This is a genomic window from Lewinella cohaerens DSM 23179 (assembly GCF_000379805.1).
GTDB classification, from domain to species: domain Bacteria; phylum Bacteroidota; class Bacteroidia; order Chitinophagales; family Saprospiraceae; genus Lewinella; species Lewinella cohaerens.
This window is the reverse complement of sequence record NZ_KB903587.1, coordinates 212,623-230,020: the sequence shown is the minus strand read 5'-3', so window position 1 is coordinate 230,020 and position 17,398 is coordinate 212,623. Positions and strand designations below refer to the sequence as shown.

Genomic DNA, 17,398 nt, shown 5'->3' with positions numbered 1-17,398 from the left:
GTTCAAAACACCACCCCCTCCTGAAAAGACTTGATTAGCACTAGCATCTGTACCACATCTAGCTACCTCAGTAGCACCACATCCCCCTTCAGCACAATCACCTCACCAGTAATCAGCCGGATCTCGGCGAAATAAACAAAGACCGCAGGGTTCATCTCCTCACCATTCAGCTTGCCGTCCCAGCCGTAGAGTGGGTCGTTGGGTTGGAAAGGGCCCTGAATATAGACTTGGTTGCCCCAGCGATCGAATATCTGGAACATTTCGATTTCAGCGACTGTTTGATCCGCAAAAATCATTAGAATATCATTCGAGCCATCATCATTGGGTGAAAATGCAGAAGGAATGTAGACATTGACATCTTGCTCCACGAAGATGCGTTTGATATCACTAACCGTACAGCCATTCGCATCCCACAGTTCTAGTTGGTAAATGGTAGTTTCCGTCGGTGCGGCATAGGTAATAAAGGTATCCGGCTGATTAAGCCCTTCCGTCGGTGTCCATTGCCACGAGGTAGGAGTGAAGTCAATAATAGGATCTATCAATATGCTGTCACCTAGCTGGATGGTCTCATCCCCACCTAGTTCTAATTGCAGCAACTGCCCTTCTGGAACGCCAGTATTTACCATGATCTGACAATCATTGGCATCCTGAATATATACGGTGTAGCTACCGGCCATCAAGTCAGGCAGTAGGGTAGGGAAGGCTCCCAAGCCACTAAAGAACTCATTGTCCAGGCTATATTCGTAAGGAGGACTGCCACCAAAGACAGTATCTATGGTAATGCTTCCGGTATTACTACCAAAACAACCTGCTGAAGCACCGAAAAGGGAAGTTTCAATAGGCGTTGGTGCCGTAATTTCGATATCGGCTACTTGGCTACAGCCCGGCAAGTCGGTCACGGTCACGGAATACATCCCCGCAGGAAGATTGTTAATACTAGAGGAAGTCGCCGTCGTATTCCACGCATAGGAGAATGGGCCAATACCCGACAATATATCCACCGTCAGAATACCGTCTTGCTGACCGGCACAACTGATGCCAGTTCCTCCACTGCTGTTTGTAATAGCCACATCAATGTCCAGGTTGCTAGAACGGATCAGGCGCTGGTCGTCTTCAATCGTTACCGGGCAGCCACTAGCGCTGGTCACGGCATCGAGATTAATGACGATATCATTGCCATTGCCCATGCCTACATTAATGTCGTAAGTGCCTTCGTTCAAATCATCCAGCATCAAGTTGAAGCCGGTAGACACGGAAAGGGAAACATCAAATTGATCATTGCCCACCAAGGTGAAAGAAGCAGGGAGTGCCTGGTTGCTACAAATTACGGTGTCTGCTCCCAGGCTGGCGGATAATTCCGGCCGGAAAGTAGCTGTGACAAGAATAGTTGAGTCACAACCATTGGCGGCCTCATTTTCAAGGATAACGATGCCATTATTGTTTAGTGCATCAAAGGTTTGGCCACCAATGGTCAGGCTTTCGCCGAAACAGAGTAAAGTGTCCAGGTCGTTGAGGCTGCCTGGAAGGAAGGTTAAATCAACAACGACCGTTGAGTCACATCCGTTGGTGCTGGCCGCAGGTAACACAACCATGCCGCTGGCGTTGGTTGCATTGAATAGGCTATCCCCGATCATTACCTCTTCGCCAGCACAAAAAGTACCTTCTAGCAAGCTCTCCGCCACCGGGTGGAAATCGAGATCAACCTGAACAAGCGAATCACAACCGCTACTTGATCCGTTAGGGATGATTATGTCGTAAAGGCCTGGGTCGCGTAAAATGCTATCACCTACCATCAGTGAATCGCCCAGGCAGAGAATAGCATTGAGCGGATTAGGCACCAATGGAATCAGGTTAAGCGTAACAACAATCAATGAATCACAGCCATTAGCCGCCTGGTCAGGTAATTCCAAAATATCTACGAGTCGATTTTCATCGAATATCTCTCCAGCAATAATTAGGGTATCGCCCGCACACAGGTCGTCATTGATGTTGTTGATCCCTGTAGCCAGTTCTGTAAGGTTAACGGTAATGGTTGAATCACAGCCATTGCTGCTGGCGTTATCCAATACTACGACGCCACTGCTGTTGCCTACAAAGAATTCTTCTCCTCCGTAAGTCACTGTATCTCCCAGACAGATGTTGTCTTCGATCAAGAGCGTACTCGCTGGGAAGAAGCTTAGGTTTACAATCACCGTACTGTCACAGCCGCTGCTTGCAGCATTGGCTAAAACCACTTGGCCGCTCGCGTTATTTACATCAAAAACTTCTGTACCAACAGTAATGGAGTCTTCCAAGCAGATAGCCGTGCTTAGGTCACCAACAGCCGGAGGTAGATAACTAAAGGTAGTCGTGTCAGTCAGCGTGCTTTGGCAGGTAGCACCTTCGAGTAAGGTAAGCACTACTTCAAAATCGCCAGCCGGAATACTTTCATTGGCTGGGCAAATAATCAGGCTATCTTCGGTTTGGTTAAACGTCTGTTGCAGGCTGCTTGTGTTGCCACCAAAATTGATCTGATAAGAGAGATCAAATGGCGCAGTTCCTACAAAGCTCAGCGGTAAAGCATAACAACTATCCGCACAAATAATTGTGCCCACTCCACTGGTTACCGTTGGGTTGGCTTGGCCATCCGCTAAAGTGGTCATTGCAATGGCTTCACAGCCTGCAGCATCGGTCACGGTGACGCTGTACATGCCTGCTCCCAATCCGGTTTGGTCACCGGTAGGGCCTTGGCTGTCGAGCGAACTATCACTCCATGCAAAGGTGTAATCCGGAGTACCGTTATTCAATTGAATACCAATCGCGCCATCCATAAGACCATTACAGCTAGGGTCGGTACCTGAGAGGACGATGCTGAAATTACAGGTGTTGCTGTCTGTTAAGGTAAAGCTGCAAGTTTCCTGGCAGCCGTTGCTATCTTCTACCGTGATGGTATAAGAACCAACACTCAGGTCTGTTATCGAAAAAGTCCCCGGCGTATTGACGGTGGCCATTCCCATTACGGGGCCATCCCAGCTGACGGTGTAAGGAAAGCTTCCTCCCGAGAGGATCACATCCACACCTCCATCGGTACTAAGGGGCGTTGTAGGCTGCGTAAGCTGTGAGCAATTCAGGAAAACCGCTGGTGGGTCAACCAATGTGAGGCTCGTTGTCTCTATACACCCTGCTGCATCGGTAACCGTTACTTCGTATAATCCCGCAGCAACGTTGGTATGATCTTCTGTACCATCAAAAGCATCGACATTCCAGTCGATACTCACGATAGGGAAGCTGCTATCTATAAATAAATCCAGGCTTCCAGTTGCTGAACTGGCACAGTCTGGGTTGGTGCCTTGTAAATCCAACGCGAGATCGCAAGTTGCAGCACTGAGGGTCGCCATACAGCTTGTGGTACATCCGGCGTCGTCTTCTACCGTGATCGTATAAGTACCTGTTCCAAGGTTGTCAATGAGGAAGTTGCCGGCTGTTGCGAGGTTGCCAGAACCGTTCGTCGGGCCAGTCCAGGTGATGGTGTATGGCGCCATGCCGCCACTGACAGCGAGGTTGATACTACCGTCTGTGGCTCCTGCGTTACTCGGGTTGGTCGTTGCCGAGCAATCGAGCACAATTGCCGGTGGGCCGGGCACGATGAAACTCAAGGTTCCAATACAACCGGCGCCGTCAGTAACGGTTACACTAAGAGAAGTACCGGGAGTAAGCCCCGTAGCGGTGTCCATCCCATCAAAGGTGTCGTCACTCCAGTTGAAAGTATAGCTAGGTGTTCCATCATCGGGCGTCACCGTCACGGAACCATCGGCACTGTCACTACAAGTCGGAGGAGTACCGTTTTGGCTGAGGCTTATCGAACAGGGAGGTACTTGTAAATCAACGCTACAGGTTGTCGTACACCCATCAAGGTTTGTTACCGTAATTTGGTAAACGCCTGGAGGAAGGTTGTTTTGTGTGAAACTGTTGGGCGGCATGGCATTTTCCATAATCGTACCAGCGTTTCCGGCGCCGTCATCATAAGCAACGGTATAGGGGCCGCCAGGGCCGTCATTGACGGTAATGGTCAATGCGCCATCCGTAGCCGCAGGTCCAGAAGGCAGGTTCGTCGCTGCACAGTTGACGGCGTAAGCCGCAGGGTCTGTAAGGGTAATGGTTGCCATTTCTACACAGCCCAATTGATCAACGACGGTGACATCATAAGTACCTGCCAGTAGGTTGTTGGCAGTGGTCAACCCATCCAAGTTGTCATCGTTCCAGTCGATCGCGGTGATCGTTTGCGTACCGGTGATCTCAAGGTTGAGGGTGCCGTTTGCTGCTCCTGCACAAAGGGGATCATTACCCGTAAGGTTAAGGCTGAGGTCACATGTCGGATCAATGGTAAAAGAACAACTTTGGCTACAGCCATTATCATCCGTAAGGGTAAAGGTATAGGCACCGGGCGGCAAGACGGCCGTATCCCAAAAACCTGCGTTGTTTTCAGTAAAGTTAATATTCACAGGTCCTGCTAAATCCAATAAGTAAAAAGGAGTACCTCCATCATAAGTAAAGGTATAACTTCCGGGGCCACTGCCTTGCCCCATCGCATTAGCGCGACAATCAAGGGTGAGAACAGTAGGTTCGGCAATCGTAGCGGTTTGTTCAAAAGTGCAGCCACCCATATCTGTGATGGTAAGGGTGTACATGCCAGGAGCAAGGCCATTTAACTGATCTAGTCCGTCGTATTGATCGTCCGACCAGTCGTATTGGTAATTAGGAACCCCATCATTGATGATAACACTGATGCTTCCATCATCGGCACCGTTACAGCTTACATCGATAGGGTCTAGTGAAAAGTTGAGGACACAAGTGGTAGCTTGGATGGTGAACATACAATCCGTCATACAACCATTGTCATCAGTGATGGTGATGGTATAGTCACCGGGAGCCAGATTGCTAAACACGTAGCTGTCAGGGCTCAAGTCCATTAAGTTGGCATTGGTTGGGCCGGTAAGTACAGCATCATACAATGGGCTGCCACCGCTGATGTCAAAGCTGGCCTCTCCATCGTTCGCACCGGCAGAAGTCTCGTCATTGACGACCATGCATACGAGGTCAAGTACGGCAGGAGCCACGAGGTCGATATCGGCAAAAGCCTCACAACCGTTTCCATCGGTAAAAGTGAGGGCATAAAAACCGGGCGAAAGGTTCGTCAGCACCTGTTGGCCGTCATAAGTATTATCGTTCCAGTCAAAGGTGTAGGGCATCGGCCCGGTAACGGTAACCGAGAGTTCTCCATCTGCTGCACTGTTACAGCTTATGGGGCTGTCCATGTTTATGGTAGCCTCCGGCTGGTCGAGTACAGTCAGGGTGACTTCTGCGGTTTCGGAAATACAGTTACCATCGTCGATAGCGGCATAAATAATGTCATCACCACTGGTGTAGCTGTTAGATGGCGTGATGGGATTATTGCCGGCTTGGTCGGTAAACCAAAGCACGGTTTCACCTGAGTTTCCATTAACGGTATCGTCGGCTAGTGTTAGGTCGAAGGTTGCTTGTCCACTTCCGTCGTCACAAGCTTCCAGACTTGCTGTATTGGCGATAGCTGCGGTCCCAATGGTAATTGTCTCGGAAGGACCGGGCACCAGCGTGAACGTACATCCAAAGCTGGAGGTGATTTCATCAATACTAAAGGTGGTTGTTTCCGTTACGGAAAAAGTCAACTGGTCAAGGTTAGTGATACCAGTGTTAGAGGAAACAGTAGTGCCTCCACCATCGGTAATGAGGAGGTCAAAATCATAAGCGCCACCATTAGGTAAGGAAAAGGTAAGGGTAACATTTTCAGGGTTACAACTATTGGTAATATCGAGGCTGATGTCTACAGGGTTGGGCATTTCATCAATGAGCAAGGTCACTTCTACGGGGTCGGAAAAACAGCCTCCGCCGCCATCAACAACGGCATAGATGATTGCTGGTCCGGAAACATAACTCCCCGGATTGTTTATCAAATTATTAAGCGCTAGGTCTTCGTAGAATTCTACAGGATTGCCAGAAAAATCATTGATGATGTCTTCTAATGAAGTTAGATCGAAGGTTCCTTCTCCAAAAGCATTCCCACAGGCTGTGATACTGGCTGGAAAAGCATCGGGGGCGTCTTCGATATCGATGATATATTCTTCGCCGGGGGAGAAGATGACTTCGCAGAAAGCAGGCCCTGGGCCGGTAACACTATTCAGGACAAAAATGTGGCTTTCGCTAATGCCAAGATTGAAGTTAGTGGCACCATCCATACCTACAAGGGTAATATTGTTATTGACGCCCGAGCTTACGGGGCCATAGCTTACATCAAAGGTGTAGCTGCCAGGTGGGTCGGCAGGGGTGTTGATCGTCACAGCAATGATGGCATCGCCACAAGCACTGGAAGGTGAGAAAGACAGGAATAAATCATTGGGGTCAATCGTAATCAAGTTAAGAGTTACCTCAGAAGGTGCGGAAATACAGCCACTTCCATCATCAATGACAGCGTAAACGCTTCCTGCATTGGAAGTGTAATTGGTCGGCGTAAAAATTTCAGTATTGAGACCCAAATCTTCATAAAAAATAACTGTTCCCGGCTGACCATTCAAGATGGTACTTTCTGCCTCCGTCAGGTCAAAAGTTCCCTGCCCGGAACCATCATCACAAGCTTCAAGGCTGGCGTCCTCGGGGGTAGCGCCGCTGTCTACAATTAATTCGAGTTCAGCAACTGCAATACAGCCTGCACTACTCTGAACACTAGCGTAGAGAGTAAGGTCGCTGGCGGTGGTCACATCACCAATAATAGGAGAATCACCGTTAGCTGCATCGGTTGGGTTATTGTGATAAGTGACCGTCCAATCGGGGTCACCGCCGGTAATTTGCCCATCGGCATCGCTGGGTGTAAAAGTAGCCATCCCGTTACTGGCTGGGCATTCCATGAGCATCCCATCATCAGGGTCAGGATATTCGTTAAGGTCGATAGAAACAGGAACGATATTACTCTCACAGCTGCCATCGGAAATGGAAGCATAGACCGTTGTTTGAAAATTGCTGATGATCGTAAAGAGGTCGCCAGGGTCAGTTGGGTCGAGGGGGCTACTTCCTGCCATGTCGAAAAACCAGTTGACGGTAACCGAAGGATCAAAGTTGGTGATCTCATCGAGAATATCATCCAGGTTTAGAATTTCTCCGTCAGGAGGGAAGAGGCTGTAGCAAACGATAAGTGGAGAGGGCGGATTGATCGTTAGCGGTGGTGGTGCATTGATTGTTACACTGGTCGTTGCAAAACACCCGCTGTCGGCATCATCTTGTACAACGATATCATAAGTACCCGCCATCAAACCAGTAAAAGTTCCAGACGGCTGAAAATTGCTACCATTATCTATGGAGTACTCCAGGTCGCCACTGAGGCTGCTTCCTGTTGCATCTATGATGATCTCGCCATCATCGCTATCGCTACAGGTAAGGTCTACGGTCATTACATCATCAATGCTGACCATGCAGTTGGCACAAACAGCAGGGATAGGAATGCCATTATCGTTGGCTTCCTGCTCAGTGTAGCAAAGAATGGTAATATTGTCAATTTCCATCCATTCGTTAGTTGCCCACATCGACATGGTAATGACGATGTTAACATTGCTAGGGTCGGCTCCGGGTTGATTGACACAAAGAGGGTCAGATTCTGCCGAGCCTGAGGCTGCCGCGTTACAATCGAGGCCTAAGACCACATTGTCATCACTTACACTTCCTGTATTAATTTCCCAAGCAAGAAAGTCCCAGCAGTTGTTGCAATCCGAATTTGAGATCGCATCTGCAGGGTCGCCACTACATCCAGGAGGTCCGCTAAAGGCACATTCGTCAGCACATTCTAAATTTCCTGAACCGCTATAACCTATTGAGTTATAGTCAAACTGAAAAGTTACTAGTAGGCAACCTGTAGCATCAATACCATTGGCTGTGAAGAATGCTGGTCCATTGGTATCATTACCACGCATTTGCCCTAGGCGAGTTTCAAAGAAATCACCTGTAGGTATACAGTCAGGGCAACTGGTATTCCAAGTATAGCCCTCTGCACTCGTTCCTGTCGTAGCCCCATTGTATTCGGGCCCAGCCATGGGCTCAAAGTCTTCCGAAAAAAGGACAGTCTGGCTGTTGATAACATTTAGAGAAAAGGTTGTCAACAGAACGAGAAAAATAGTACGCAGAAATATCATGCAATCAGCATTTTAGCGGTTTGTAACAAGAGGGCTTCCCGAGGGATTCCCTTATTGGCACGGCAACGGTGTAGAGGCGGTCGCTTTATAAATCCCAAGTAAGCTCGGGGTTTTATGAGTTTGAGTAGTAAACCGGAATAGAGTAGTAACACAAAGTCGCAAAATTAAAGAACTAAATGATTTGTTCAGGGGAATTCTGCATTAATAGAACTTTAATTAACACAAATGACGACGAACTTTATTCTGATTATATTTTTTTGTTAGAAAGGCGCAAAAATATAATCTAAAGCCTTATCTTTGCAGCCGCTTTAAAAATACAGCTTTGAGATGCGCGGGTGTCTTAAGGTCTAAAAGTAGACAAGGCTATGGATTCGCTCCAACCGTACATTCTCCCGCTCAAAGGTTTAGGTGATGGCTTACACGAGTTTGACTTTCTGGTTGATCATGATTTTTTTCGGGCTTTCCCGGATTGTCCTGTTGAAGAAGGTAAAGTTGAGCTGAAAGTGACCATGGATAAACGGCCTCGCTTGCTGGTACTCGACTTTTCTTTTACAGGATGGGTCAAGTCTACTTGTGATCGTTGCCTGGTTCCGATAAACTTGCCAATAACTGGTGAAAACCGATTATTGGTGAAATATGGAGAAGCCGAAGATACCGTAGATGATGAAGACGTGGTCTATATTCCATTAGAAACATCTAAATGGAGTTTGGCACAATATGCTTACGAGTATGTGCTGTTGGGCTTACCTATCATCCAAGTATACGCCTGTGAAGAGGATGAAAATCCTCCCTGTGACTTTGATACGTTAGATCGTTTGGAAGGTACAGGAGATGATGAAGCGGAAGAAAACCCAAGCAACCCATTTAGGGATGCTTTCAAGGACTGGAATAAAGAGTAAAAGCTCTCATCCGTCTTTATTACTGAACCATATAAGAAGTTGCCCGACGAGTTTGGGCAAAGCCGATAAAAACAAGAGAAATGGCACATCCTAAAAGTAGAATTTCCAAGCAGCGCAAGCGCAAGCGTCGTACTCACTACAAAGCTGACGTACCTCACGTAGCTACATGTAAAGTTACTGGTGAGAGCCACCTACGTCACCGGTCTTATTCTGATGCTGAGGGTAATACTTATTACCGCGGTAAGGTTTTAATTAAGGCCCCAGAACTCGACTAGAGGCGGTGCTGCCTATCGGGGCAGTGTATTGTTTTGCAAAGCAAAGCATCGCTGTTTCGCTTAAAATATTCAGAGCTCCTACCTGTCATTGTTCAGGTTAGGAGCTTTAGTCGTCTAGCTAATACCAGCTTAACAAAATATAAGATTTTATGAAAACCATTATCAATACCACCAATGCTCCCTCTCCGGTAGGCCCTTATAACCAAGCTACTGCCCACAATGGTACGCTTTATGTTTCTGGTCAAATTGCGATTGACCCTGCTAGCGGAGAGTTGCTTACCCGAACTATCGAAGAAGAAACCCATCAAGTGATGAAAAACCTGCAAGCTATTTTGAAAGAGGCAGGTCTGACGTACGAGGATGTACTCAAATGTTCTGTTTTTGTAAGTGATATGAACAACTACAGCCGTATCAATGCTGTTTATGCCACTTACTTCAATGAGGATACAGCTCCGGCTCGCGAATTGGTAGAGGTCGCTAACTTGCCTAAGTTCGTAAATATTGAAATCTCGCTGATGGCTGCGATGAAGTAACATCATTTGAGATAAGAGTTTGTTTAGAAGTTTTATTTGGTGAAAAACAATTACTCCAAATCAAAGGAAGAAACAAAGTTAACGCTTCCTTATTTCCAAACAAGCTCTAACACTCCTTGATACTGTTAGGGTCTTAATTTTTGTACCAAGTTAATTATGAGCACGATTTTATCGGGTATCCAGCCCACGGGGAATCTTCATTTTGGTCGTTACTTTGGAGCTATCCAAAACTGGATGCGATTGCAAGAGGAACATGATTGCCTTTATTGTGTGGTAGACTATCACGCAATGACCATGCCTTTTCAGCCCCAGAAATTACGCCAAAATAGCTGGGAGCTCATCTTCAACCTGTTGGCTGTCGGGATTAAACCTGAGAACCTTTTTATTCAATCCATGGTCCCAGAGCATACCGAGCTGAACTGGATTTTGAATTGCTTTTCAAGCTATGGGCAATTGACCCGCATGACGCAGTTTAAGGACAAAAGCTCCCAAAGTGCCGATAAGTCAGAAGGGTTTATCAGTGTAGGTTTGTATACCTATCCTGTTTTGCAAGCTGCAGATATCCTCATCTATCGGGCTACGAAAGTACCTGTTGGTAAAGACCAGGAACAACACCTGGAGCTTACTCGTAACATTGCTCAGCGTTTCAATAACATTATCGGTAAGGAGTACTTTGAACTCCCTGAGCCACTGTACACAGAGATCCCAAAGGTCATGTCTACTGCTGACCCTACGATGAAAATGAGCGCGAGCAAAGGGGATAAACATAATATTGATCTGTTTGCCGACCCTGCACGGATTCGAAAGCAAATCCGCTCTGCGGTAACCGATACCGGAGACACTCCCGCAGGAACGATGAGCCCAGGTGTAGAAAACCTTTTTAGCCTGCTAAAGGCTGCTGATAATATTGAAGCCTATAACAGCTTGCAAACTGATTATGCTGCTGGCGCTCTGAAATACGTCGATCTAAAGGAAGCAGTAGGGGAGGCCCTGGTCGCTATCAGCACCCCAATACGTGAACGAAAAGCCGAGCTACAGGCCGATAAAAAAGCAGTAAAAAACCAAATCAAGGCCAGTAGCACCGAAATTCGCAAGCGCGCACAACAAACGGTTAAAGAGGTGAAAGACTTGGTGGGGTTGGCTAATGTGAGGTTCTAAGGGTAGAAGTTTTTCAGAACAAGTAGTTCAACTTGTCGTACCACCAGGAATAACCCTTTACCCCCTTACACTTTTACACCCTTAAATTATGCCTTACGTTAAGAACTTTAACACTACACCCCCCATTTATGGGGTAGATAAGCGCTGAGTATCTCCCTACATTTGTAGCAGATGATGTATTAATAGAAATCTCGAACCACTTTTAGGTGACTAAGTCACCAACTAAACTCCAGTAAATTTAGCGTTCGAATTTCTCTCTCAATGTTTATTTACGGCTTCTTCCGCCCGGAAGAAGCCGTAATTGTTTTTGTACCTTTGCCAGGCAAAAGCGATACATAAAATCATGTCAACACTTAAGGTAGGTATTGTTCAACAGGCGAACACGGATGATCGTGCGGCTAATGTTGTAAAAAGTGAAGCAGGGGTACGTCAATGTGTGGCCGAAGGGGCCGAATTAGTTGTACTCCAAGAACTGCATTGTGGTCTGTATTTTTGCCAAACAGAAGAGACGGTCGTCTTTGATCAAGGAGAGACAATTCCTGGCCCAAGCACGAACACTTTTGGAGCACTTGCCAAGGAATTAGGGATAGTGCTTGTTTTGTCACTCTTTGAGAAAAGAGCACCCGGCCTTTATCATAATACTGCAGTGGTACTGGAAAAGGATGGTAGTATTGCTGGCATTTATCGCAAAATGCACATCCCCGATGATCCTGCTTATTACGAGAAGTTCTACTTTACGCCTGGTGACCTGGGCTTTGAACCGATCGATACGTCTGTCGGCCGCTTGGGGGTACTGGTCTGTTGGGATCAATGGTATCCTGAAGCCGCTCGCCTAATGGCACTGGCAGGGGCAGAACTTCTTATTTACTCTACCGCTATCGGTTACGAAAGTACGGATGAACCAGCAGAACAGCAGCGTCAATTCGAGGCATGGCAAACTATTCAGCGTGGACATGCAATTGCCAATGGGCTGCCCGTAGTCGCGGTCAATCGCACGGGTTTTGAACCTGATCCATCGGGGCAAACCAACGGTATACAGTTTTGGGGACAAAGCTTTGTAGCTGGCCCACAAGGCGAACTTTTATTCACTGCTCCGGCGAGCGAAGAAATTAATAAGGTTATCACAGTTGACCGCCAACGAACGGAGGACATACGCCGTATTTGGCCTTATTTTCGCGACCGGCGAATTGACGCTTATCAGGGCTTGCTTAGACGCTATATTGATTGATTTACTACTTTTAAACGAGGTGTTTATATGCGCTGTGTCCTGTAAATAAGTGAAAGAAAGGTCTCGTTTTGCAGCGAATTTTCGCCAACTAGGTCTTATCTTGCAACTTCATCATGAAATTCATGTTCCGTTAAAGCCATTTACCTTTTATTGCTAGCCAATTTAAGATGGATACTTTATGGCTGTTTTTTAAAGAAATTCGCAATTGTAAACTTATTATGGAAAAACCAATTTTCACAGTAGAGCAAATACTATCAATGGATTTGCCGCCGCTGATTATCTGGGCAGCACCTGTCATGTTTTTTTTAGTTTTTTTGGAGTGGTATATCCGAACCCGTGAACTCAAACAGGATTATGATGGTAAAGACGGCTTCTCGGCTTTTATCATTGGAGTTGGTAATATTGGTGTCAGTGCCTTGGTTAAAACACTGACTTTCGGAATTATTCTTTATTTCTACAACGTTGTGCCTTGGTTTATTCCTCCAACCTGGTGGTCTTATATCCTTTGCATGCTTGCAATAGACTTTTGTCGCTACTGGGCGCATAGGATAGCACACGAACAGCGTATGTGGTGGGCTACTCACGTGACGCACCATAATTCTGAGCAATACAACTTCACTGTTGGCTTCCGGTTATCCTGGACACAGCATTTGAAGATTATCTTTTTTATTCCTGTTGCGCTGATGGGTTTTCACCCGGTAGTGTTCTTCATCGCTAACCAAATAGAGGTTTTGTACCAGTTTTGGATACACACGGAGTTGATCAAGAAAATGCCTCGCCCGATTGAGTATATCTTTGTTACGCCTAGTCACCACCGAGTACACCATGGCACCAATGACAAGTACCTTGATAAGAACTATGGCTCTACCTTGATTATCTGGGATAGAATATTTGGCACTTTTCAGGGAGAAGAAGAAAAAGTGAGCTATGGGATCCTCACGCAGGTAAATAGTTACAACCCTGTATGGCTGGTTTTCCATGAATGGGTAGCGATCTTCAAGGATATGGCTACTTATCGTACCCCCAGAGCATGGTGGCGCATCCTTTTTGGTGGCCCGAACATGACTATGGATAAGGATCATTATTATGGTAGCAAAGAAGCCAAGCCCACCAGTTTGTTAAATACCCAAATTCGGCGGTCAAAAGACGAAAAGTAGCATTCTTAACTTTTAGTTCATAGCAATTCACCATTTTTGCTGTAATGGTGGTCAGAGAATCTTATCACTGGCCACCATTTTCAGTTAAAACAGCCACTTGTGAAATCTACGTTAACTACTCCACCCTCCGTTCGCCCCTCTGTTCTGTTGATTTTCGTTTTTGCTATTGCCTCCATATTACTTACGCTGGTGCAATGGCAGTTTAGCCAATTGACAGGGTCTGTTTTGGTATTTGGCCAGGGTATCCTTCAGCTTATTCTTACGATTATCCTGCTGTTTTTTTGTTTGAAACCTATTCGTAAATGGCAATTATTAGCACAATTGCTCAATAGCTTTTTTGTACTCTTATTGTGTGGCTTGCTGATGAATGAATCCTATATACGATGGCAGGAAGGAAGCCCGGTGTTAACCAGTGAGGCACTACCCGTTATTGTGCTAGGTTTTGGAGGTTTGATTTTACTATCCCGGTTGTTGATCCAATTCAAAGAAGAGCACTTCTCTGCATTGAGCCGTAGGCTTACGGGGTCTTTGTTTCCTGTTCTCTCCGGTAGCTTGGCAGTTGTTTTATTAATTACACATATCACTGGTTGGTATTGGTTAGATATAGCAGTAGCTTTTTTCACCGCTTGCTTATTAGGTATTGTAGCAATATTTTTTCTTTTGGATGGCTATTGGAATATTATGGAGTCTTCTGAACGTACTTAATCTTTAGTTTACGCCCTAAGTTATTGCATTTTAGTTGTTTGTGTGTTTTTTGCTGTCTACTTGAATTTCTACTTAGTGTTTTATTTACAATAAATTAAAGGCAGTTTAAACCGTAGTTAAGGTAGCGCGGGTAGTTTTGCGGCGAATTAATCAAACTAATAGCTGCACTAATGAACGGTAAGCTCTACATTTTATTCGCACTGGCAATCATGTCAGTTCTTTCGNTTTCAGCACAGACTGTGGTAGATATCACAGATACTGATTTAGAAGCTGGGCAAACTTACAACTGGACCAATGACAATACTTATGTATTAGATGGTCTTGTTTTTCTTGAAGAAGGCGGTCGCCTGAACATCGAAGCAGGGACAGTAGTTCGTGCTAAACCTAATGTGGGAGATAACGCTTCTGCATTGATCATTGCCCGTGGTGCTCAAATTTATGCAGAAGGAACGGCTGATCAGCCTATTATCTTTACTGCTGAAGATGATGATATTGCCGATGCAGGTGATTTCACTGCACAAGATCGTGGTGAGTGGGGTGGTCTGATCATCCTTGGTTACGGTACTGTTGCTCGCCCTGGTGGTATGGACAACATCGAAGGTATTACAGTTGAACCACGTACCACATTTGGTGGTGGTGACACTCCGGATGATACTGATAATAGTGGTGTTCTACGTTACGTATCTATTCGCCACGGTGGTGCTGCCTTGGCTCCTGGTGACGAAATTAACGGCCTCACCCTTGGTGGTGTAGGATCAGGTACTGAAATTGACTTCGTAGAAGTATTCGCCAACCTTGATGATGGTATCGAGTGGTTTGGAGGTACCGTAGACGTAAAGCACGCTGCTGTTTCTTTCTGTGGTGATGATTCTTACGATTATGATTTTGGTTACCGTGGTAAGGGACAATTCTGGTTCTCTCTTCAGAGTGCTGAATACTCTACCGGCCGTGCTGGTGAGCATGATGGTGCTAGCCCTGATAACCAAGCTCCATTCAGTCAGCCTACTATTTACAATGCTACTTACATTGGTATTGGAAATGGTGCTACCGGTTCTGGTGGTGATGCGGATGATTTCGGCATTTTGATGCGCGATAACGCAGGTGGCTTCTACAACAATTCTATCTTCACTGGCTTCCCATCTGTTGGTTTGGCGGTTGAAGATCGTGATACAGAGAGTTCTTTCGAACGTCTTCAAGCTGGCGATTTGGCTTTTGCCAATAACACTTGGTTTGACTTTGGTGCTGGTAGCGATGCTGCTGCATTATTTACGGCTGTTGATCAGAACGAAGCCCAAGTTGCTTCTTCTTCAGATGTAGCCGCTAATCTTTCTGCTGCTAACAATACATTTGTCGATCCTACGCTTGCGGGCATCAGTCGTACACCAAATGGTGGCCTTGATCCACGCTTGAATGCTGGTAGCCCAGATTTGGGTGGTAACCCTACTGGTGGAGATAGTTTCTTCCAGCAGGTTAGTTACCGTGGCGCTTTTGGTAACAATGAATTGTGGTTGAACGGTTGGACAGCACTTGATGCTTATGGTTACTTAGGAGACCTAGTAACACCTATCGACCAGTTTGACTGTAACATTATCACTGATGCAGACCTCCAGGGTGATAATACTTACAACTGGACTTCTGACCAGTGTTATATCCTTGATGGTCTTGTATTCTTGGAAGAAGGTGGTGTGCTAAACATCGAAGCTGGTACGGTGATTCGTGGCCAAGAGGCTAACCTAATCACTACTGGTGACAACACTTCTGGCTTGATCATTACTCAAGGCGCACAAATCTTTGCCAACGGTACTTCTGCTGACCCAATTATTTTTACTGCTGCTGATGATGATCTAAACGATTCAGAGGATTTCCTTATCGAAGATCGTGGCGAATGGGGTGGTTTAATCATCCTTGGTAACGCTACTATTGCTCGCCCAGGTGGTGCTGATAACATCGAAGGTATTACTGTTGAACCACGTACTGCTTTTGGTGGTGGTGACACTCCTGATGATGCCGACAATAGTGGTGTTCTACGTTATGTTTCTATCCGTCACGGTGGTGCAGCTCTTGCTCCTGGTGATGAGATCAACGGTCTTACCCTTGGTGGTGTAGGATCAGGTACAGAAATTGACTACATCGAAGTTATCGCTAACCTTGATGATGGTATTGAGTTCTTTGGTGGAACTGTAGATGTTAAGCACGCAGCCGTTTCTGGTTGTGGTGACGATGCCTTTGATTATGACTTCGGTTACCGCGGTCGTGGTCAATTCTGGTTCTCTGTTCAGAACCCTGATAATTCTACCGGCCGTGCTGGTGAGCATGATGGTGCTAGCCCTGACAACCAGGCTCCTTTCAGCCAGCCAACTATCTATAATGCTACTTATATCGGTTTAGGTGCAGATGTAACGAACCTGCCTGGTGGCGATGCAGATGATTTCGCTATCCTGATGCGTGACAACGCTGGTGGATTCTACAACAACTCCATCTTCACTGATTTTCCTGGAATTGCCATAGCAATTGAGGACCGTGATGGTGTTGATGCCTTTGATCGTCTACAAGCTGGCGACTTGGCATTCAACAATAACTTCTTTTTCGGATTTGGTGCAGGAACTACTGATGCTGACCTGTTCGTAGCCGTAGATACCGACGAAGTAATCGTTGATGGTAGCTCTGCTACTGTTGCTGCTACTTTTACCACAAATGGTAACGTCATTGAAGATCCTGTTTTACAAAACATGGACCGTAGTGGTGCTATTGACCCACGCCCTCAGTATGGCCAGCCAGCTGCTTCTGGTGCAGTAGGAACTTCTGATGACTTCTTTGAGGATGTTGCTTACTACGGTGCTTTTGCTCCGGGTAATGGTCCTTTTGGTACTCCTTGGTACCTAGGCTGGACAGCGATGAATGAGTACGGTGTTGTAGATCTTACTACTGGCGTGAATACTCAGTTTGGTAACGGCTTCCTTTTGGATGCTCCTGTTCCTAATCCTGCAAATCAGCAGACCATGGTTACTTTCGAGCTACCTGCCGCTGCTAGCGTAAACATCTCTGTAGTGGACGCACTTGGTCGTTCTGTTATGACTGTTATGTCTAATGAGCGTCTAAATGATGGCCCTCAGGCGGTAACCATCAATACTCGTGTACTTCCTCAAGGGGTATATGTAATTGTATTGGAAGCAGAAGGAACACAGCTCTTGCAGAAGTTGGTTGTGAGCCATTAATCTGTATCTTGATAGCTTAGTAGAAGTGTGGTATAA

The 17,398-nt window shown here is 46.3% G+C and carries 9 protein-coding genes; 8 read left to right on the top strand and 1 reads right to left on the bottom strand.

Annotated features, from left to right (window positions below; genetic code table 11):
• Positions 1-62: 62 nt before the first annotated feature.
• Positions 63-8,192 carry a T9SS type B sorting domain-containing protein gene (locus A3EU_RS0125355; protein WP_020539001.1) on the bottom strand — a complete coding sequence of 2,710 codons (8,130 nt, stop codon included), beginning with the start codon at positions 8,190-8,192 and terminating at the stop codon, positions 63-65.
• Between the two features lie 365 nt (positions 8,193-8,557).
• On the opposite strand from A3EU_RS0125355, the gene A3EU_RS0125350 reads away from it, so the two are divergent.
• The 8 genes from A3EU_RS0125350 to A3EU_RS33290 all read left to right on the top strand — a co-directional run bounded on the left by A3EU_RS0125350 (position 8,558) and on the right by A3EU_RS33290 (position 17,362).
• Entirely contained in the window at positions 8,558-9,091 is a 534-nt protein-coding gene (locus A3EU_RS0125350) for a YceD family protein (RefSeq protein WP_020539000.1), read from the top strand.
• A gap of 80 nt (positions 9,092-9,171) precedes the next feature.
• On the top strand, positions 9,172-9,366 hold the full coding sequence (gene rpmF / locus A3EU_RS0125345; protein ID WP_020538999.1) for a 50S ribosomal protein L32: 195 nt from the start codon (positions 9,172-9,174) through the stop codon (positions 9,364-9,366).
• Between the two features lie 149 nt (positions 9,367-9,515).
• Complete coding sequence (locus A3EU_RS0125340) at positions 9,516-9,899, top strand: Rid family detoxifying hydrolase (RefSeq protein ID WP_020538998.1); 384 nt, start codon at positions 9,516-9,518, stop codon at positions 9,897-9,899.
• A gap of 156 nt (positions 9,900-10,055) precedes the next feature.
• Positions 10,056-11,057, top strand: a complete 1,002-nt coding sequence (gene trpS, locus A3EU_RS0125335; RefSeq protein ID WP_026211584.1) for a tryptophan--tRNA ligase — start codon at positions 10,056-10,058, stop codon at positions 11,055-11,057.
• A 343-nt stretch (positions 11,058-11,400) separates the two neighbouring features.
• Complete coding sequence (locus A3EU_RS0125325) at positions 11,401-12,285, top strand: carbon-nitrogen hydrolase (RefSeq protein ID WP_020538996.1); 885 nt, start codon at positions 11,401-11,403, stop codon at positions 12,283-12,285.
• Positions 12,286-12,503: 218 nt separating this feature from the next.
• Positions 12,504-13,442, top strand: coding sequence for a sterol desaturase family protein (locus A3EU_RS0125320; RefSeq protein ID WP_044086796.1), 939 nt, complete (start codon positions 12,504-12,506; stop codon positions 13,440-13,442).
• Between the two features lie 99 nt (positions 13,443-13,541).
• The gene (locus A3EU_RS0125315) at positions 13,542-14,147 is read left to right on the top strand and encodes a cation diffusion facilitator family transporter (RefSeq protein WP_020538994.1); all 606 of its coding nucleotides are present in this window, start codon (positions 13,542-13,544) and stop codon (positions 14,145-14,147) included.
• 170 nt (positions 14,148-14,317) lie between these two features.
• Positions 14,318-17,362, top strand: coding sequence for a T9SS type A sorting domain-containing protein (locus A3EU_RS33290; protein WP_020538993.1), 3,045 nt, complete (start codon positions 14,318-14,320; stop codon positions 17,360-17,362).
• Positions 17,363-17,398 lie beyond the last annotated feature (36 nt).